Below are 19,897 nucleotides of genomic sequence, written 5' to 3'. Positions count from 1 at the left end.
AATGATAAATCTGAGAAAAACCATATTTATAAGCCTGCTGATGACTGCCATGCTCATGGTAGCAGGGTTGTCGTATGGACAGTCATCCACTACCGATAGCGTCTTGAAATGGTCGGCCAAACAGTATACTATCAGTACTGCCGGCGAGGCTTTGCTGGTACAGGGGACATTTTATATTGCATATAATATCGGGGAACCGCTCATCTTTGCAGATAGTAGTCTGAACTACGTGCTCTGGTCCGGATTTGAGCAGCCTCTCGGGGATACGATTGCATATAAGAAGGATGATATGACGATCTATCCGAATCCTGCTTACACCAGTACGGCTACAGCGAAGTATGTAATGAGTGATGGTACTGGTAGTTCGGGGATCACGAAGATTGATATCAGGATTGTGAGTTTGTCTGGTCAGCTGATGTTTACAGATTCGAAGACGGTGGACGTTAAGGAAAGTATCTTTCTTTACCAGTTTGATACAGAGAAATATAACCCTGGTATATATGTGGTCACCCTGTTTATGGATACGGGGATCAAAGCCAGCCGAAAATTTGTACGGGTGAGACTTTAGGGAATATACCTTATCTTAAAGGTATGAAAAAGATAATTCCACCCTGCCTGCTGGCAATTGTTTTGATGACCCATATACGCGCCATTGCCCAAGAAAAAAGCCCGGTATTGAACCATATCGCCGTATATGTATACGATCTCGAAAAAACCACTACATTCTACCGGGATATTCTCCGGATAGATACGATTCCAGAACCTTTTCATGACGGCAAGCATTCCTGGTTTAAGATCGGCGAACATAGCCAGCTACACCTGATCAGAGGGGCAGCGGCAGTGACTACGCATGATAAGAACGGGCATTTGTGTTTTAGTGTACCGGAAATGGCAGCGTTTGTACAACGGCTGCATGCAAATAAGATCCCGTTTGAGAGCTGGCAGGGCGTTGCAGATACACCAACTAAGAGAGTAGATGGGGTACAGCAGGTGTATTTCAAGGACCCGGAAGGCAACTGGATCGAGGTGAATGATGACAAATATTGATACAGATAAGTTCAGCAAGCCTGCGCCCCAGGTCTCAGGCCTGGGTTAACCAACGCCCGGATCAGGCCTGCCGGGGTGGATTAAATGGATTCAGGTCCGTTACTTTGGGCTGGTTCAGTTCCTCTTCCTGTAGGGTTTTACTGGCACCCTCCTCTAGCAGGGCCCGTGTTTTAGGCAGGCAATAAGGATGTTTATCTCTCAAAAAGACCAGCATCTTTTCCCTGATATCACAGCGAAGGTCAAAGGCTTTTCCTGAACTGTTAGCACTCACGAGGAAACGGACTTCAATTACCCGTTCTTTAATATCAGTGACCTGTACCGCCTTTACTCTCCGATCCCAGAGTGGATGTGTTTTGAGAATACGATCAAATTCTTCCCGCATTGCATCGAATGGTGCAGTATGATCCAGGTATAAAAAGGCGGTGCCAAGGATGGCAGAACCGGTGCGGGTCCAGTTCTGGAAAGGTTTTTCAATAAAGTAATTGATCGGCAGGATCAGTTTGCGCTGATCCCAGATGCCGAGTACAACATAGGTAAGGGTGATCTCTTCTACCCTGCCCCACTCGCCTTCCACGACCAGTACATCGTCAATGCGGATAGGCTGTGTAAAGGCAATCTGCATACCGGCGAGAAAATTGGACAGGGAACGCTGGGCAGCAAAACCGATGATGATACCACTGACGCCCACACCGGTGAGTAAACCGGCTCCGATCTTACGAAGACTGTCGAAACTGAGTAGTACTGCACAAAGTGTAAGCACTAAAATAGTACTAACGGCAAATTTACGTACGAACTGTAGCTGAGTCCTCAATTTACGTTCACGGAGATTATCTTCTTTACTCAGATCGTAGGTATTGTACACATAGTCCTCAAAGACTTTGACAAGGCCTGTGAGGGAGAAGCCAAAGGCTATAATGAGGCCGATTTCCGCCGTTTTGGTGAGAAAATTCATGGGCTTCCGGGAAAGCTCCATAAATGGAAGGACCATGTTAAAAACCAGTAATGGCAGCAGGTAATTTACGGCCAGGCCCAGTCGGTTAAGAATGGACCTGATTAGGGAATAACCGGTATTCTTTTTTGTGCTCAGGTGCAGGATAAACGCCAGCAGATACTTGATAATTAATCCAGTAATGAGTGCCGAGGCGCCAAGCAAAATATTCCATAAGACTGGCGGCAGGTGCAGGCTTGTCTGTAAATCTTCCAGCATAGTCATGTATTTTGTCATGAAAAGTCTAAATTCCCGCAAAGAACATACCGGGAAGAGCCGGCTAATCTGTCCTTTTTGGGTGTTCCTAACCTTAACAACCGTTTTTGGCCGGATTATGCTATCTTTAAGAAATATTTAATTATTTAAACAGTACATCGCTTTGTATTTTGATGAATTTGACCTGGATGACAGGGTATTAGACGGAATTGACGCAATGGGTTATACCACAGCAACGCCTGTACAGGAAAAAGTTATACCCCCGATAATTGCTGGTAAAGATATCCTGGCCTGTGCACAAACAGGTACGGGTAAGACGGCTGCTTTCCTGCTCCCCATTATTCACCGGCTCCTCACCGAGCATCACGATAACCATAAGATCAATTCCCTGATCATTGTTCCTACCAGAGAACTGGCGGTGCAGATCGCACAGACACTGGAAGGGATGTCATATTTTACCAATATCAGCTCTATTGCTGTATATGGAGGAAGTAATGGTGCCTTGTTCTCTGCCGAAAAGAAGGCCCTGACTTCCGGGGTGGATATGGTAATCTGTACGCCTGGTCGTATGATTGCCCACCTGAATATGGGCTATGTGAAACTGGATGCGGTGAAATACCTGGTGCTGGATGAGGCTGACCGTATGTTGGACATGGGTTTTAGTGATGACATCATTAAGATCACGTCCTTCCTGCCCAAGCAGCGGCAGAATCTCCTGTTCTCTGCGACGATGCCGGAAAAGATCCGTAAACTGGCGCTGAAGATCCTGCACAAGCCGGAGGAGATTAATATTGCCATCTCCAAGCCGCCTGAAAAGATCGTGCAGGAGGCCTTTGTGGTGTACGATGAACAGAAGCCAGCGCTGATAAAAGCCTTGCTGAAGGCGAAACAGTTTGAGAATATTATCATCTTCTGTTCCAGGAAACAGAATGTGAAGCAGCTGACGTACGAGTTGCAGAAAGCCAAATTCACGGTAGAACAGATCCACTCCGACCTGGAGCAGGATAAGCGTGAACAGGTGCTGATGGATTTTAAGTCAAAGAAACTGAAGATCCTGGTGGCGACAGATATCTTGAGCAGGGGGATTGATATTGAGGATATCAACCTGGTGATCAATTACGATGTGCCGAACGACGCGGAAGATTATATCCACAGAATCGGGCGTACGGCGAGAGCGGCGACCGAGGGAACGGCGTATACGATCATTTCTGAAAAGGAGCAAAGGAAATTTGCGCGGATTGAAGAAGTACTGGGAAAATCGGTGACAAAGGCGGTGGTGCCGGAGGAACTGGGTCCTGTACCGGAATATACGGCGAGACCTGGTGGTGGTGGAAAGAAGCGGCCCGGAGGGTATAAGCACCGGAATAATAAGAACAGGTATAGTAACAATAATAAGCGCTAGGCTTTTTATTGATAAGATATAGGGAAGGCCCTGGTTTTACGACCAGGGCCTTTTCTTTTTCCAGATTTTGGAATTTCTTCCTGAAAATAGACCTTTTTCGTACCGTGCCAATTCAAAAACGAGCCACCATGGCCGATTTACAACGTGCCAAAATTTTGGTCTCAAAATGGTTTCTACTATATCAAACGGCAACAAAATGGCAACAAAAACAGACAGCAAGATATACGTCGTAGATGATGATCCATTTTACCTGGCGACTTACGATAAACATCTGAGAGCTCAGGGCTACACCAACGTCTCCTGTTTTCTTTCCGGCAAAGACTTCCTGGAAGTACTGGCAGATGAGCCTGAGATCGTAATCCTGGATCATGATCTTGGTGATATGACTGGCCTGGATGTGCTGAAGGAGATCAAGCGTTTTAATACTAACATTTTTGTCATTTTCGCCAGTGCAAGACAGCAGCCAGACATTGCGACTGCTTCTCTCAAAAACGGGGCATTTGACTATATCATAAAGGACGACAATGTGCTGGAACACATTACATCAACACTCAGTAAGTTGTTCGTTGTACAGGATTATCTGAAGAAGAAAAAACGTAATAACAGGTTCTTCTTTTTCTTTAGCCTGATTGTGGCCACGCTAATGATAGTGAGCTTTGTGCATGATATGCTAAGACATTAAACCAATGCTCTATTTAACTGCCTAACCTACGATTGCTTACACCATAGTCCTTTTATCCCTATACCTGTTAAACTAATTTTTAAATCACGCGACCCATGAAAAAGATAATAGCAGTTCACTTATCGAACGACAGGAGTGGTAACACACTGATCTTCCGCGAATCGCTGGAAGCATTAGCGGGGAAAGGCATGGACATCCATTTGATTACAAACGGCAATGCGCATACACCGGGATACCTGACCGATTTATCAAACATACAGTATCACTACATAAATTATATAGAACGGGGGAACAAAACGCGTTTATTCTTCAGCTTCCTGCTGGCGCAGATGAGTATCTTCTTCAAGGTACTTTGGTTGAGTAAAAAGGATGATAAAGTATATGTGAATACGTTACAACCTTTTGGAGCAGCATGGGCCAGCAGGCTGAAGGGAGCGCACCTGACCTACCACATTCACGAGACCGCCATACAGCCGGCAGCATTCAGAAAGGTGATGTTGAAGAGTGCACAGGTATTAGCACAGCAGGTCGTATATGCTTCGAGGTTTGTACAGTCTCAGTTTGAATTTAAGAAAGCAGAAAAGAGAATTATTCATAGTTGCCTGCCAAGTTCATTTGTTCAGGAGGCGATATTACATGCGAATCAGGGCAGCCGAAAAACCATCCTGATGGTGGCTAATCTGGAAGCGCAAAGCGGTGTGGCCGAATTAATAGAACTGGCGAATGCCATGCCTCAAACGAAGTTTGAACTGATTATCAAGGCGACATATAAAGAAATTGCAGAACATTTTAAAGGCATGAAGGTACCGGCTAACCTCATGATTTACGATACACAGCTGAATATGCACCCATTCTATCAACGTGCGGCTGTAGTACTAAACCTGTCTCATGCGGCACATTACCAGGAGACGTTTGATATCAGTATTCTTCAGGCGATGAGTTATGGTCGCCCGGTGATTGTACCTCTGGCTGGTGGAGCGAATGAGCTGGTAGCGCATGGTTGGAACGGATACCGCATCAGTGGTCATTATGTAGAGCAGGTACGCAAACATGTTGAGCAGTTATTAAACAACAAGCCATTATACGCGGATATGAGTTGTGCGGCGCAGCTGGTAGCAAGTCAGTTTAAGCCTACACATTTCAAGCAGCAGGTAGAGGATGTATTTATGGAGGGAACCTGCTATACTCCCATTAAAAAACAAGAGGTAGCTGAGGTATTGCTTTATCCTGCGGCTTTGCAGGAATACCTGAACACCGCGTTGAACTAATTAGAAACTTTTTGTTGCGTGTATCAGTATCGGGGCCCCACTGTGAAGTAAGAGGGGGACAAGCGAAAGGAAATGGGGCCTGCGGATACTGGATTCGATGAAAGATATTTTGTTTGAGTATGTGGAACTTCACATCCCGGCCCCGGTGGATATTAACAGGGGAGATTTTGAGGAAGGGGCCAGGAGATGGAAGTTTAGTTTGAAAGAGATTTTATTGCGGAGTTGAGAGAGCGATTTTGTTTTTGAGGTTTTGGAAAGCGATGAAGCTGGGGTTTTTCATATTTCATAGGGGTTTTTTCATAGGGTTTTGTTCAGAGTATGTGACTTCACATCCCGGCTCCGATAGGTTTTTTAGGGGGAGATATTGTGTGAGGAGCCTGGAGATGGAAGTTTGATTGAGAGCGATTTTATTTGGGGTTTTGTTTTATATAATGGTTTTTTAGGGGTTATTTTTTGTTAAGAGCATGTGAAAACTTCGGATCCTGGCCCCGGTGGTAGAGAAGACCGGGATGATGGAAGGGGCCAGGGGAAAGGAGCTATGTTGAGAAGGAATTTTGATTTCGGGTTTTTATAATGGTTCCGTGGCGGAACAAAGCAGGAAAGTAAAGGGGATTTTGATTTTGCTTTTAAACAGAGAGGGAGGAATGGCAATGATTTTTAGGAGTGCTGAGAGAATGGAAGGAGTCGTTTGGGGGATGCGAAGAGATGTGAACGGGATGGAGGATGAAGTGAGAAGGATTTGTGTGGTGAGGTTGAATTGAACGTAGAAAGTGAGGAGATTGAATTGCGGGAAGGACTAGGAAGTGTGGAGGTATTATGTGATGAGGTTGAATTGAATGTAGAAAGTGTGGAGATTGAATTGTGAGAAGGACTAGGAAGTGTGGAGGTATTGTGTGGTGAGGTTGAATTGAGAACGGGAAGTGAAGAGATTTTATGTGAAAATGATAAGTGAAAGAGATCATCCATGTGAGTATGAAAAAAATCATTGCCAGTGCATTTGAAAGAGTGAACAATGAAAAAGGTGCAGAGCGAACAGGTGTGAAAGATCATAACCTATGCTAACAATTGAGTGATTACTAATCAGAGCGTTTAGATGCAACAATAGCGTACTTGCTGGCAATAGAGTTTTTCACACCATAACGTATGCTAACATAAGAGCTCGTCATTACAGAAGATTTTTTTATAACTAGTGAACAATATGTGAGAATGCGTCATCCCGGCCCCTGTGCAGATGTTGAATGGGGAAACCAGCGAAGGGGCCAGGAGATGATTCATAAAGTAAAAGTGAATCGTAGAGAGCAAAAGAAATTAAAGAAATATCGCGCTTTTTTCATAACCGATTCATCCAGGCCCCACGTGATAAGATTTTGTACGACGGAGTGGGGCCAGGGATGGGTCATTAGCATTAAAAATTTACATTATCGGCTTAAGATTTTAGACACCCTGCATAAAAATATTGCAGCAATAGTGGAAAAATGATCAAAACTGATCAGGAACTGAATCGATCATGATTGGAAAATTTCCTAATTTAACGGAAAATTCCATGAATGCTCGATTTTAAGATATTTATAGTTGAAGACGACAAATGGTATGGCAATTTGTTGGAACACTACCTCAGTCAGAACCCCGATTACGAAGTAACCCTGATCGGCTCAGGTAAGGAATGCCTGGCCCAATTGCACCGTAAACCAGATCTGATTACTATCGATTTCGGTCTTCCCGATATGAATGGCGAAGAACTGTACCGTAAGATAAAGCAGGCTCAACCCAATGTTCCTGTGATCATCATCAGCGCCCAGGAAAAGATCACCACCGCCGTAGATCTCCTTAAAATGGGTGCAGAAGATTACCTCGTCAAGGATGAAAACACCCAGCAATTACTCTGGAAAGCCATCATCCGCCTGCGGGAAAATCAATCCCTCAAAAATGAGATCACACAGCTAAAAGCAGAACTCAAGACCCGGTATGACTATTCTATTTCCATCGTGGGAAAAAGCCCTGCCCTGCAGGCTGTATTCCGCCTGATCGATAAGGCTGCCGGCTCCATGATCAATGTATCCATCACCGGAGAAACCGGTACGGGCAAGGAACTGGTCGCCAAGGCTGTCCATTATAACTCTGCCCGGAGCGGCCATCCATATGTGGCGGTGAACATGGCCGCTATTCCGAAGGAACTGGTGGAAAGTGAATTGTTCGGTTACGAAAAGGGTGCTTTTACAGGGGCACAGAACCGCAAAATCGGGCGATTCGAGGAAGCGAATGGTGGCACCCTCTTCCTGGATGAAATCGGGGAAATGGACCTCAATATTCAAAGCAAACTGCTCCGGGTATTGCAGGAAAAAGAACTGATCCGCCTGGGAGGCAACAGCAAGATTAAGCTGGACTTCCGCCTGGTCGTGGCAACCCACAAAAACCTGGCTGATGAGGTGAAAAAAGGAAATTTCAGGGAAGACCTGTATTACCGTATCGTAGGTCTGCCGATTGCGCTCCCTCCCCTCCGGGAAAGAAAGGATGACCTCCTGCTTCTAACCCAGTTTTTCCTCTCCAATTACTGCAAGGAAAATAAGATTCCGGAAATCAGGGTCTCTCCTGCCGGCAGGGAAAAGCTGCTGACCTATAATTATCCCGGTAATATCCGTGAATTAAAATCAGTGATAGAACTGGCCGCAGTGATGTCTGAAAACAATATCATTGAGCCGGACGATATCACCTTCCTCTCCGGAAATAACCACGATGTAGACACAGTACTCAATACTGAGTTAACGCTCAGAGAGTATACGCGCCTGATTATCCGCAACTACCTGAAACGGTACAACGATAATGTGCTGCTGGTAGCGGAAAAACTGGATATTGGTAAGTCTACTATTTACAAAATGCTTCAGACAGGCGAGATTGAAGGCGCCTGAGTCAACAACCTGCAATCATTATGCGAGCAGATCATGCACTGTATTCATACAACTATCTTTACAAAATCTCTGGCAACTCCGCGTTCATCCATAAGATGATCTCTCTATTCATTAATTCTGTGACAGAGTATGCTGATGACCTGCAATTATTGCAGGAAACGAAGGTATTGCATGACCTGAAACGGACAGTTCATAAATTGAAACCCAGCGTGCTGAGTATGGAGGTAATGGGTGCCAGGGAAATAATTTTGAAACTGGAGGAAAAAAAGAATTGGGATGGGGAACTGGAGGAATTGGTAGCGCAGTTGAAAGGGATTTTTTTGCAGATCAGACCGATGATGGAAGAAGATTTAAAGGAATTAAAGGTATAAAAAGAGACTTCCTCCCATAAGGAGGAAGTCCGGTAAAAAATAGACTAAATAAGAAGCCTGATCAAATATTATCCGGGCAGCATGACGCAATTATTCAGTAGCGTCACGCAGCGCTTTAATCTGGTCGTGAGAGCGTCTTAATGTCTGCTGTTGTTCAGACACCATTTCCCGCAGGTAAGCAGGCAGCTCTTCATCTTCCAGCGCCGTATTATAAGCTTTCTGTGCCGCATCTTCCCCACGTTCACAATTAGCCAGTACTGTATGACGATCGTGTCCTGTAAACAGGGCCTTTACATCCATCCAGGCGCGGTAAATTTTACCACTGGTAGTAGTGGACGTTTCCATATCGCCACCTAATGCATTGACCTCTGTACCTAATGCCAGTCTGATTTCATGGCTTTCGCTGATCATGGAAGAGAATAATGCTCTCAGATCAGTATCTTCCTCTTTCAGTTCTCCTAACGCTTTTTCATAACCGTCAATGCGGTCATTGTTGATTTGTACCAGATCATTCAGGATCTCTATGGTTTCCAATGTCGCTTGCATAAAATACTTTTTTATTGGTTAACAGATAAGACCGTAACCGGTCCATATGTTTGTAATTACCAATAGAAAAATTATGCCATCATGCCAAAAGAGCCATCGGTAAGGGTTTGGGAGTTCGAAACTAAAACAGGCAGGCCACAAGGGCTGGAAACTAGTCATCAGTTTGGGTAAATAAGGAGACGTGCTCTGGTATTGAAGGAGTATTTTTAATTCATTGAATACCTATGCTAATTATAATAAGGACAACTGCATCTCCACTCACCATTGTTTATGAATTAGCTACCGGCTGTTTTACCGCCTGCCGTGCTATCATTTTCCACTGGCTTCCCTCCTTCACCCAAACTGATAATACATGTAAATGAACATTGCCGGCTTTGCCATTATCATTGGTAGCGGCAGCCAGGTTATGTCTTACAATAGCAGTATTGCCACTAATGACTATCGTCTGGTCAGTCAGATCAATAGATACAAAATCAGAATGCCCACTTACAATATTCTCAACAAATGCGGGCTTGTCTTCAATTTTACCACCTGAGTGTCCGTAGGACAATTTTGCATCTGTCAGTTTCTCAAGGGTCGCTTTATCAGCATCTACCATTGCCTTACGCAGGAGTTCTACCTGGGCAGCAACAGCTTTTTCTTCTTTTGACTGGGCAAATGAAAGTGTGGTCATGGTACAAAATAAAAGCAGGAAACAATACAATTTAGTTTTCATAAAACGTAGTTATAGTTAATTGATATAAGATACTACTTTCTTCATTAATTATATCCCCTACTTCCTCACGGCAAAAGCTACACGATAAAACTCATAACCCTTTTCCGTTCGCCCCGGCATGTATTGCCTGCTGTATTCTACTGCACTATTATCCTCCAGCAATTCCAATCCAAACTGATGTAAATATTTCCTCAAAGTTCCTGGTTTCCAGCCGAATGTCCACTTCTCCTCCAGTCCTGCTACATCATGCAGCAATTTCTCTCCGCCGTAATAGGCGCCTGGTTCCCGCAATACTTTTTCATCCACGTAAGTAAAGATCACATAGGACCCTGCAGGGAACTTTTCCATAAACCGGAATGTGGCCGCGACAGCATCTTCCTGCAGGTAATTGGTCACACCTTCCCAGATGAACACAGTAGGCAGTGATGTATTCAGCGCAAGATCCTCCAGGCCCTGGTTATTAAAATCCAGCTGCAGGTATTGTACATGTGCAGGCAGACTACCCAGCTTTTCTTTTTTCACAGCAGAAGTATTGGGGTGGTCTATTTCGATGACCGGCAACAGGCGCAGGAAATCCAGCCGGAGTGCCCTGGTGTCAAATCCCGCACCTAATATGACCACTTGTTGTACTCCCTGGTTCACAGCTTGCTGCACCAGTTCATCGATATACCTCGTACGGGCAATACCGGAAGAGTAGGCACCTGGGATCTTCTTTTGAATAATACGCTGAATCATACGATGGAAAAGTGGCAATGCGGCTAAACGGGTGGCTATCTGAAAACCACGGTCAAGAAAATGAATGGCATATGGGTCGTAGACCAGTTTATCATGTGATCGCTGGGTTTCAAGCGCCCGGAACAAAGCCATGTACTGGGCTGTCCGGCTGGCGGAGAATTTTTTCATAACGACGTAGTGGGTTGTGCTTTGGCTTAAAGATATAAAAAAACGCAGAAAGGGTTAGGAGTGTAACCCTTTCTGCGTATTAATACTTTAAAAGTCAGCTTAGTTCAACATGTGAACAGGTAATTTCAACCTAATTCACCATATGCTCATGTTTCACAAATGTCTCGAATGCTTCAAGCGTCCAGGCCTGATAGTCTTCAAGGCGTATACCCAGATGCTCATCGTGTTGAATTTCCTTGTCGTCCCTGGAATCCCAGTAACCATTTGCGAGTGATTGAACGTGTTCTTTTATTTCCCCTGATACTTCATTAAATTCTTCGGGATAGCTTCTAAAGTTCCCCATGGCCAGCTCCTGTATGGATTGCTTTACTCCGTCTTTTGTCTTCTTAGACATGGTACCTGTTTTTGGTTCATATAATGAAAAACAATAATCATTCCGCTATGCCAAATTCAGGAGATCTTATGATAACTTTAACTTATTGGTTAGGCTTTTTTAGATTGACTGCCATTTTTATCTTCAGGCAGCTATTTTTTCAGCTTCCTTGCGTCAACTGTTCCATTGAATAAAATCGGTTGCCTGTTATTTCCAATCACCTGCAATGAACTATATCCAGCTGTAGATACGTTTAATATCAGCTGACTTGCCTGATCTGTATCCCTTGGTTTGATGACGATCGTCCACCCGCCTTTCTTTTTCTCCGTCACCTTATAATCAAACTTTGTGGAGGTAAACTGAATCCCTCCTTTCGTCGGATCCATCGGGGCCGTATACACCCTGCCAAAATAAGGCAGGTAACTGATCACTGAATCTTTCGTCACTGTCAGATCATAATTTCCGTTCAGCTGCCTGTCAGGCGAAGGGCCTGCGGGTATTGAAGACTGAGCAGTAAATACGTAGGTCTGGTTGTTAATCAGGTTCGTAATTGCTGTCTTTTTCTCATCAGATTTGGATTGTGCAGAAGTGAAACCGGGCAGGGATATAGCAAGTGCCATAACGCCTGCTATCAGCATATTTTTCATAAAATATTATTTATCCAGGTAACTGCGAATATCATTCCAATAAAATAACTTGTAAGTGAACAACATACTATCCCATTTTCGTGTTATAACATATTTAAGTTGCATCCCCGACCTTTGTAAGTACTACCGAGGGACAATCGACTAACTAATAAAGACTCACAATTGCGAAATGTATTGCGTCAACTTACCAACTTGTGGGAAAAGCTAGTAGGAGATCCGGCGGAGTTTTCGCTGGAGAACCGTGCTTTTAACTCCATCAGTGTCATCACCATGGCACTTCTTACTGTGCTGTTGCCGTTCAACATGTGGCTGGGCATTACTGCGATCTGGATCATTGTGCTGGTGTTGCTGGTCCTGCAGGTATTTTTTCTCTGGCTCTCGCGGTTTAAACGCATTTACAATGTCAGTATGCTGGCTTATGTCATTGTCAGCTACATCACCCTCACCGCTACATTTTACCTGAATTCCGGCAGTCATGGTCCCGCCCTCCTATTGTTCTTCCTGACCTTCAATTTGCTGATTGCATTTAGTCCGCGGAAACAACACTGGCTCTGGGCCTCCCTGCACCTGCTTATTCCTATAGCCCTCCTCACAAATGAATATCTGCACCCCAGCTGGATTGCCGATAGTTACCAGAGTGCACAGAAACGGTACATTGACCTCGCATCCAGCTATTTCGTAACCCTGACCTGCACCTTCCTGATCACTAATTACCTGCGTAATAATTACAACAGGGAAAAGAAAAATGCAGAGGACAGGGCCGACAAAATTGATATTCAGAATGCGAACCTGGAACAGCTGAACCAGAAAAAAGATAAGCTGTTCTCTATCATCGCCCACGATCTGCAAAGTCCGCTCAACTCGATCATTACAACCCTGCATCTGATTGCAGAATACGAACTGTCTGAAGAAGAGCGCAAAATGCTGGGAGATGAACTGCTGACCATGACCAAGAATACTTCCAATATGCTCACGAATCTGCTCACCTGGTCCAAGATGCAGATGGATGGCCGTGGGGTACGCCTATCACCTGTACATGTATACGAAGTAGTGCAGCGGGTACTGGGCATTCAGCAGATCCTGGCCGAAAAGAAGCATGTGACACTGACCTCCAAAATTGATCCCGCGGTGTATGTGATGGCAGATAATAACATGCTGGAACTGATTATCAGGAACCTGGTCAATAACGCTATTAAGTTCACACCTAATAATGGACATGTGACCATCGGCCTGAGTGTGAAAGATGGCATCTGTAAGCTGATGGTGACGGATAATGGTATCGGGATTGACAGCTCACATAAAGAAGAGATCTTCTCGCTGAAGACGCAATCGACTTTTGGTACGAACAATGAAAAAGGAATTGGCCTCGGCCTGGTGCTTTGTAAGGAATTGCAATCCCTGCAGCATGGAGAATTGTGGTTTGAGAGTGTGCCGGGCAAAGGAACAACGTTTTATGCAACCATACCGGTGGCCGATCCGGTTAATGAAGGCCGGGTTTCGGCATAAAATTACCTCAATCCGTTGTATGAAAAATAATAATCTCCACCCGTCGGTTCTTCCTTCTCCCCTCCAGCGTCTTGTTATCCGCTACCGGCTGGGATTCCCCTGCACCACTGATCTGCCGGATATCATTCCCTACTCCATACTGCTGCATATACCCTGCTACAGCATTCGCTCTACGCAATGATAGATTGTAATTATAATCATCATTACCCGCATTATCAGTATGGCCTGTCACCTGCAATTGCACACTTCCATCGCTGGGTATTTTTTTCATCAAACTATCAAGTGCTGCATGCAGGGCCGGATTTAACTCACTGCTGTTAAACTTGAATAATATATCGGGTATCACCAGGGTATCCGGTGGTAGTACGGGCTTTTTTACAACCAAAACAGGTGGCGGCGCTACATGGCACAGGATCATCTCTACCCTGTTATTATCGCCCGCACCATCGGCAGTATCATATCTTGGATTGGATTTCCCTTCCCCGCTGATCTGGAAATCATCAAAGCTGTAGCCTTCATTATATACCAGGTAAGTAGCCACTGCTTTCGCTTTATCAAAAGAGATGATTTTGTTGTACTCCTCTGAAGCGGCCTGCCAGGCATGCCCCACCAGTTTGATACGCATACCCGTATCCCCCTTGTAATGCTTCAATGCCTCATTGATCTGTTGCTTATAACGCTCACTGATGGTTGTCCGGTCCTGGTTGAACAGGTCATCTTTCAGGATCAATGTATCGCATCCTTCATGACTGCCATTCAGCGTATGCACTACAGCCCTACCCGGTGTCAGGTCATCCGGAATAGAATGCCTGTGATGCTCCGCGTACAGGGCTGCACGGGTAGCCGCTGTATCCGCACACAGTGGTAATTGCTCATTGACGGCAGTGATACTTATACTATCTATCAGTAACTGCGCATTGCTATAACCGGAGAAACCATTCTTACGGATCGGTGCTTTGAAGTTACCGATTATGAGGTGAGTCGCATTATTAGTTGCTACATAAGTCTTCTCTAAAATATACCAGGGCATTTTGGTATGCCATAGTTTCTTTTGCTCGTATTCTTCCTTCAATTCCACGCTCACCGGCTGCGGCAGGCAACCGGTACTCTCACTAAAGATAAACGCTGTATCGAAACGAAGCCCGATCCTCAAGGGGTAGTTCTCCGTATTCATATACACTTTTATCTTATACGCCTGACCTTTTTGCAAAGGACACAGCAGGCGGGTTTGTATATATACCCTGGAATCAGGGTTTTCGACAGGCCCTTCCTGCAACAGGGATACATAGTGCTGCCCCTGCAAAGCGGCACCATTGCAGAGATATTTCATCTTGATCATCTCCGGCGCAACAGCCATCCACCCGCAGGGAGCGCAGGGCGCTATGTATTCCGTGCAGATATTTACTTCTTCAAAACTGGCATTCGGCACTATGTTTTGTGCCGTCAGCCAATTCGTACAGTAACAAAATAATAATATCAGTAGGTTGAATTTCATTCAGCCACAATTTCCAATACTTTGCTGGATAATGGCTCATGACCAGATACATTGATACCCGCCTTCATGAGATAATCACCCGAAAATATTTTATTGTGTTCATATAAATGAGATTCTTCGCCGGGCTTCAGGTTGATTTCCGTCACCCTGTATTGCCTGCGCGGATCGAGACCCTGTAACTTTACCGGGGCAAAGTTTTCACCGAAACGGGTATGCAGGTTATAAGCGAATAATACGGATTTAGTTTTAGCAGGATCTACATACATGAGCACTGCCCTGTTTTCGTGGTAAGGAGAGATGAGACGATACAGGTCGCCATGGGCCAGTACCGGCTGCAGGCGTTTATAATTTGCTACGGCCTGCTGACTGAACGCCCATTCATCTGCAGTGAATTTATCTAAGTTAATATCGTATCCCAGGCGGCCCATCATCGCTACATCAGTGCGGAACTTCAGGGATTGCCTGCCCCATGAGGTCACATGGTCTGCCACGGTGAAGGAAGGGAAGAAATAAGAATATCCCCATTGAATGAAAACTCTTTCAAATGGATCGGTATTATCACTCGCCCAGAACTCGCTGAAATATTGCAGGGCACCATAATCCACCCTGCCACCACCGCCGGAACACAGCATAATGGCCAGGTGCGGATACTTGCCACGAATACGTTTCAGTACCTGGTACAGGCTGCGGGTATATTCAATATATAGGGCAGACTGGTTGTCTTTCAGGTAAGGAGAATAGGCATTCGTGATCATACGGTTACAATCCCACTTGATATACGCAATGCCTGGATTTGCAGTCATCATGTTATCTACAATGCTGTATACGAAGTCCTGTACCTTTGGATTCACAAGATCCAGTACCAGCTGGTTACGATAATAATCTTCACTTCTGTTAGGGAGTTTGAGGATCCAGTCAGGATGCTGGTGGTACAGATCGCTGGCAGGATTCACCATTTCAGGTTCCAGCCAGATGCCGAATTTCACTTTATTTTCCGCTGCAGTTTTTACGAGGTAGCCCAGTCCATGCGGCAGTTTCGCCTGCATTTCCTGCCAATCGCCCAGGCCTGCATTGTCCGCATTGCGGGGATATTTATTACCAAACCAACCGTCATCCAGCAGGAACAGGTCTGCACCTAATTTATGTGCATCACCAAATAATGCAGTAAGTTTTTCTTCATTGAAATCAAACCCGGTAGCTTCCCAGTTATTGAGCAATACGGTACGTGGCTGTTCGCCATCGATCACACCATACTTAGCGCCCCAGCGATGGAAATTGTGGCTGATGGTACCGCGACCATTCTGACTGTAAGAGAATATAAATGCAGGTGTTTCAAACGGCTGATCGGGTTGCAGTTTATATTGGGAAGCGTAGGTGTTCATCCCTGAAATGACACGCAGCATATTCAGTTCATCCACCTCGAATGCAAAGCGGAAATTGCCTGTCCATGCCAGTGTACCGGCCATCACTGCGCCATGTGTTTCAGTAGAAGGTTCATCTAAAGAAACCATGTAAAAGGGCATCTGGTACATATCTGCACGGGTACCCAGTTTAGAATCAAGAATTTTGATCCCACTGGTCAGTTCATTTTCATCCATCTTCATTTCTTCTGCCCAATCACCGTGAAAATTGGTGAGGTAGTATTTATGTGCATTGAAATGTAGCATTGATGATGCGAAATTAGCGAGTACCACTGCTCCTTTCTCCTTATGACTGATTTCTGTCCATACTTTGAAAACATCCTCCTTCGCATAGGTATTCACATGCAGTAATACGGTAAAAGGATATTTTGGATCACGCAGGGTGATCGTAGTAGCAGTTACGTTGTCATCCGTCTTCACCGTGTTGCGGGTATTGTAGAGGAGCTCCAGCGAAGGGTTACCATCGGTATGCGTTACCTGTATGGCAGGTTCAAAGAGGTTATTGGTACCAGCGGGTGTATAGGCTTCCCAGCGTTCTAGGGGGCGGAGTTGATCGCCGCCATCTGCGAGTGTAGGGCCAAAATATTTCTGCAATAATCGTCCTTTCCCATCCACTTCAAAATCAAGTTGCAAATGATCTGTGCCGACAGTAAATCGTTCCTGTGCAAAGAGGCGGATACCCGGTAAGCAGCAAAAAATAATAAGGGCAATAGAGACCTGTTTAATCATAACGTAAAATGGTTAATTAGCTGGTTAAGCTATTACTTTTTTTTCAACTTTTACCAGCACTCATTTCAATTCCCACTCAAATAGCAATTATGAATTTCGAATAGCGATCTATTTTATGGCCAGTTCATCAGGGTTACCCCGGGATAAGTGAATGGTTTTGTTACCGCTACAGCGGCGGGGTGCCCCCATCTGCCGGCAGGGTTAACGCACTAAGGTGGCCCGCACCGGCAATAATAGCAAGGCTATTGTGCATAGGACGAAAGATATTCGTCTATCTCTGTTTCCATTACATTGTTAAAAACGCTGGAAGCGATCATCTGGCCGGCAAAGGCCACCAGTTCGACTACCTGTTGCGGGGTATACAATCCCGTTACCTGCGAAAATAATTCGTCAGGAATCCTACCTTGATTCAGGGCAATGGCGTTTCCAAAATCTATCAATAGCTGCTCATTTCCGGCGTATTCCAGCTCCTCCGGCACCTGGTCATTATCGATCATTATTTTGCGAAAATAGGCACTGCAAAACTGGCAATTACTGCCTGCAGATACCGTATACGCGAACAGGCAGGCAGGCCGCTTGCCAATAAAGGTTTTGATCTGCTCATACAGGGGGTACCAGCTCATATACACCTCAAAAGCGACCAGTGAACGGCCTAAAGTTGCTTTCATATTGGTGATCCTGGCATTGTAGCGGGTGCTGTGTGCCGTATAGGCCATCTGTACATTGTAGGGGGTTTCCGCGAGGGGAAGGGGGTTAATTCTGGGCATATGTAAGGGTTATATTACCTAAAATACGACTTTCCTGTCACCCCGGGTAGACTAATTTGGATAAATTGGCCTGCGACTTGTACAAAACAATAGAACGACAATACCTTTCATAATAGTTTTTTCCTTTAACTGTTAAACCGTAACTTTGGAGGTACTGATACTTTTATAGAGTACTGACAAAAATGTAAGTAATGAGAAAAGAAAGCTCAGCTAATACATTGAACAGGAATAAAATCAGCAACAACTGCGGCATGGCGTATACGCTGGACCTTATAGGCGGCCGATGGAAACCGACTATCCTCTGGAGCCTCCTGAATGGCAAACTGCGGTACAGTGAACTGAAAAAATCTATTCCCGATGTATCTGAAAGAATCCTGGTCCTTCAGTTGAGAGAACTGGAAAAGGACGGTCTGATCAACCGCCTTGTATATGCGGAAGTGCCTCCCAGGGTGGAATATGAACTCACCAAAGATGGAGCTTCACTCCAACCTATGTTACAGATCATTTCTGAATGGGGTGATATACACAGACCTCAAAAAACAATCGAATAATTTGCCTTTAAAATATAATTAAGACACGCAATAATGAGCATAGAAATATTTTTTACCATCTTCCTGGTGCTGTTAAACGGTTTTTTCGTGGCAGCGGAATTTGCTATCGTTAAGGTCCGATCCTCGCAGATAGAAGTCAACTCAGGTCGTAACAAAACGGTTTCAAAAATCGCGAAAGACATCCTGAATAACCTTGACGGCTATCTGGCTGCCACCCAGTTAGGTATCACCCTCGCTTCCCTTGGCCTTGGCTGGGTAGGCGAAAAGGTGATGACTGAAATGATCGTAAACATATTTACCTCCCTGGGTTTCCAACCCGATGCTGGCCTGGCACAGAAAATCTCTATCGGTTTTGCATTCCTGGCCATCACTATCATGCACATCGTATTTGGCGAGCTGGCCCCTAAATCGCTCGCTATCCGCAAACCGGTGCCTACTACCTTTACCGTGGCAGTGCCGCTGAAATTATTCTATATCATTTTCCGTCCATTCATCTGGATCCTGAACGGGCTGGCCAATGTGATCCTCCGCATTATCGGCATCACCCCCGTTCATGAAAATGAAGACATACACACGGAAGAAGAACTCCGTGTCATCATTGCCGAAAGCCACCAGGGCGGTGTGATCGAAGAAACTGAGAAAGCCCTGATCCAAAACGTATTCAACCTGGGCGACCGCCATGTATCTACCCTCATGACCCCACGAAATGAGGTGATCTGGCTCGATATACAGGATAGCCCGGAAGTGAATAAAGCCAAGATCCTGAAACATAAACATACCATGTACCCGCTGGCCAACGGCGACCTGGATCATACCACCGGCTTTGTCTACTCCAAAGACCTGCTGAGTGATAATTTCAGCACCGCTATCACCAACCTCTCCTCCCTGAGCCGCAAACTGCTGGTGGTGACTGTTCATAACCGTACTTACCAGTTGCTGGAACTCTTCAAAAAAGAGCGTATTTACCAGGCCATGGTGGTGGATGAATTTGGCTCTATCAAAGGCCTTGTAACCATCAATGACATCGTAGATGCACTGGTGGGTGATATCTCTGAAACGAACGAATTCGAATACGAAGTAACCCGTCATGAAGATGGTAGTATGATCGTAGATGGTCAGCTGCCTTTCGTAGAGTTCCTGGAACTGATTGGCGTAGATACCGACCAGCAGAGAGTAAATGTGACGAACTTCGTAACCCTGGGTGGTTTTATCCTCGACAAACTGGGTAAGATCCCGCAGAGCGGTGACAGCCTGGAATGGAAGAACCTGAAGATGGAAGTCGTAAAAATGGACCAGCACCGCATTGCCAAAGTGCATATCAGCAACATCGAAAACGAACCTAAAGAAGACGAAGAATAATAAAA

19 protein-coding genes are annotated in these 19,897 nt (G+C 45.2%); 10 read left to right on the top strand and 9 right to left on the bottom strand.

What is annotated here, in order from left to right:
* Position 1 precedes the first annotated feature (1 nt).
* Both U0033_RS02730 and U0033_RS02725 read left to right on the top strand, forming a co-directional pair.
* Positions 2-568 (top strand): T9SS type A sorting domain-containing protein, encoded by a 567-nt coding sequence (locus U0033_RS02730; RefSeq protein WP_072357888.1) that lies wholly within the window; start codon positions 2-4, stop codon positions 566-568.
* Between the two features lie 23 nt (positions 569-591).
* Complete coding sequence (locus U0033_RS02725; RefSeq protein WP_072357891.1) at positions 592-1,047, top strand: VOC family protein; 456 nt, start codon at positions 592-594, stop codon at positions 1,045-1,047.
* Between the two features lie 61 nt (positions 1,048-1,108).
* Here the strand turns inward: U0033_RS02725 and U0033_RS02720 are convergent, their stop codons facing one another.
* Positions 1,109-2,254 carry a mechanosensitive ion channel family protein gene (locus U0033_RS02720; RefSeq protein ID WP_072358290.1) on the bottom strand — a complete coding sequence of 382 codons (1,146 nt, stop codon included), beginning with the start codon at positions 2,252-2,254 and terminating at the stop codon, positions 1,109-1,111.
* Positions 2,255-2,414: 160 nt separating this feature from the next.
* Here U0033_RS02720 and U0033_RS02715 point away from each other — a divergent pair, with 160 nt between their 5' ends.
* From U0033_RS02715 to U0033_RS02695, 5 genes are all read left to right on the top strand, one after another.
* On the top strand, positions 2,415-3,653 hold the full coding sequence (locus U0033_RS02715; RefSeq protein WP_072357894.1) for a DEAD/DEAH box helicase: 1,239 nt from the start codon (positions 2,415-2,417) through the stop codon (positions 3,651-3,653).
* Positions 3,654-3,849: 196 nt separating this feature from the next.
* Entirely contained in the window at positions 3,850-4,335 is a 486-nt protein-coding gene (locus tag U0033_RS02710; RefSeq protein WP_177318555.1) for a response regulator, read from the top strand.
* 95 nt (positions 4,336-4,430) lie between these two features.
* The gene (locus U0033_RS02705) at positions 4,431-5,603 is read left to right on the top strand and encodes a glycosyltransferase family 4 protein (RefSeq protein WP_072357900.1); all 1,173 of its coding nucleotides are present in this window, start codon (positions 4,431-4,433) and stop codon (positions 5,601-5,603) included.
* 1,547 nt (positions 5,604-7,150) lie between these two features.
* Positions 7,151-8,509 (top strand): sigma-54-dependent transcriptional regulator, encoded by a 1,359-nt coding sequence (locus U0033_RS02700; RefSeq protein ID WP_072357909.1) that lies wholly within the window; start codon positions 7,151-7,153, stop codon positions 8,507-8,509.
* A gap of 20 nt (positions 8,510-8,529) precedes the next feature.
* The gene (locus U0033_RS02695) at positions 8,530-8,880 is read left to right on the top strand and encodes an Hpt domain-containing protein (RefSeq protein WP_143150640.1); all 351 of its coding nucleotides are present in this window, start codon (positions 8,530-8,532) and stop codon (positions 8,878-8,880) included.
* A gap of 90 nt (positions 8,881-8,970) precedes the next feature.
* Here the strand turns inward: U0033_RS02695 and U0033_RS02690 are convergent, their stop codons facing one another.
* From U0033_RS02690 to U0033_RS02670, 5 genes are all read right to left on the bottom strand, one after another.
* A complete protein-coding gene (locus U0033_RS02690; RefSeq protein WP_072357915.1) occupies positions 8,971-9,426 on the bottom strand; it encodes a PA2169 family four-helix-bundle protein in 456 nt (151 codons plus the stop codon).
* Positions 9,427-9,694: 268 nt separating this feature from the next.
* On the bottom strand, positions 9,695-10,141 hold the full coding sequence (locus tag U0033_RS02685) for a nuclear transport factor 2 family protein (RefSeq protein WP_072357918.1): 447 nt from the start codon (positions 10,139-10,141) through the stop codon (positions 9,695-9,697).
* A 57-nt stretch (positions 10,142-10,198) separates the two neighbouring features.
* On the bottom strand, positions 10,199-11,044 hold the full coding sequence (locus U0033_RS02680) for a class I SAM-dependent methyltransferase (protein WP_072357921.1): 846 nt from the start codon (positions 11,042-11,044) through the stop codon (positions 10,199-10,201).
* 130 nt (positions 11,045-11,174) lie between these two features.
* Positions 11,175-11,438: a hypothetical protein gene (locus U0033_RS02675; protein WP_072357924.1), complete on the bottom strand. Its 264-nt coding sequence runs from the start codon at positions 11,436-11,438 to the stop codon at positions 11,175-11,177.
* A gap of 131 nt (positions 11,439-11,569) precedes the next feature.
* A complete protein-coding gene (locus U0033_RS02670) occupies positions 11,570-12,064 on the bottom strand; it encodes a DUF4251 domain-containing protein (protein ID WP_072357927.1) in 495 nt (164 codons plus the stop codon).
* A gap of 192 nt (positions 12,065-12,256) precedes the next feature.
* Between U0033_RS02670 and U0033_RS02665 the strand changes: the two genes are divergently transcribed.
* Entirely contained in the window at positions 12,257-13,570 is a 1,314-nt protein-coding gene (locus tag U0033_RS02665; RefSeq protein WP_083571387.1) for a sensor histidine kinase, read from the top strand.
* A 7-nt stretch (positions 13,571-13,577) separates the two neighbouring features.
* Here U0033_RS02665 and U0033_RS02660 read toward each other — a convergent pair whose 3' ends face one another.
* The 3 genes from U0033_RS02660 to U0033_RS02650 form a co-directional block, all read right to left on the bottom strand.
* Positions 13,578-15,065: an OmpA family protein gene (locus tag U0033_RS02660; RefSeq protein ID WP_072357933.1), complete on the bottom strand. Its 1,488-nt coding sequence runs from the start codon at positions 15,063-15,065 to the stop codon at positions 13,578-13,580.
* Positions 15,062-17,215, bottom strand: coding sequence for an alpha-galactosidase (locus U0033_RS02655; protein ID WP_072357936.1), 2,154 nt, complete (start codon positions 17,213-17,215; stop codon positions 15,062-15,064). The genes U0033_RS02660 and U0033_RS02655 overlap by 4 nt, the downstream gene beginning before the upstream one ends.
* Before the next feature lie 242 nt (positions 17,216-17,457).
* Positions 17,458-17,982, bottom strand: a complete 525-nt coding sequence (locus tag U0033_RS02650) for a carboxymuconolactone decarboxylase family protein (protein ID WP_072357938.1) — start codon at positions 17,980-17,982, stop codon at positions 17,458-17,460.
* 191 nt (positions 17,983-18,173) lie between these two features.
* Here U0033_RS02650 and U0033_RS02645 point away from each other — a divergent pair, with 191 nt between their 5' ends.
* Together U0033_RS02645 and U0033_RS02640 are read left to right on the top strand one after the other, a co-directional pair.
* Positions 18,174-18,533 (top strand): winged helix-turn-helix transcriptional regulator, encoded by a 360-nt coding sequence (locus tag U0033_RS02645; protein WP_072357941.1) that lies wholly within the window; start codon positions 18,174-18,176, stop codon positions 18,531-18,533.
* A 33-nt stretch (positions 18,534-18,566) separates the two neighbouring features.
* A complete protein-coding gene (locus U0033_RS02640) occupies positions 18,567-19,892 on the top strand; it encodes a hemolysin family protein (RefSeq protein ID WP_072357944.1) in 1,326 nt (441 codons plus the stop codon).
* Positions 19,893-19,897 lie beyond the last annotated feature (5 nt).

It is taken from the genome of Chitinophaga sancti, from assembly GCF_034424315.1.
Lineage (GTDB): Bacteria > Bacteroidota > Bacteroidia > Chitinophagales > Chitinophagaceae > Chitinophaga > Chitinophaga sancti.
The sequence above is the reverse complement of the archived record's forward strand: the minus strand, read 5'-3'. Positions and strand labels throughout refer to the sequence as shown.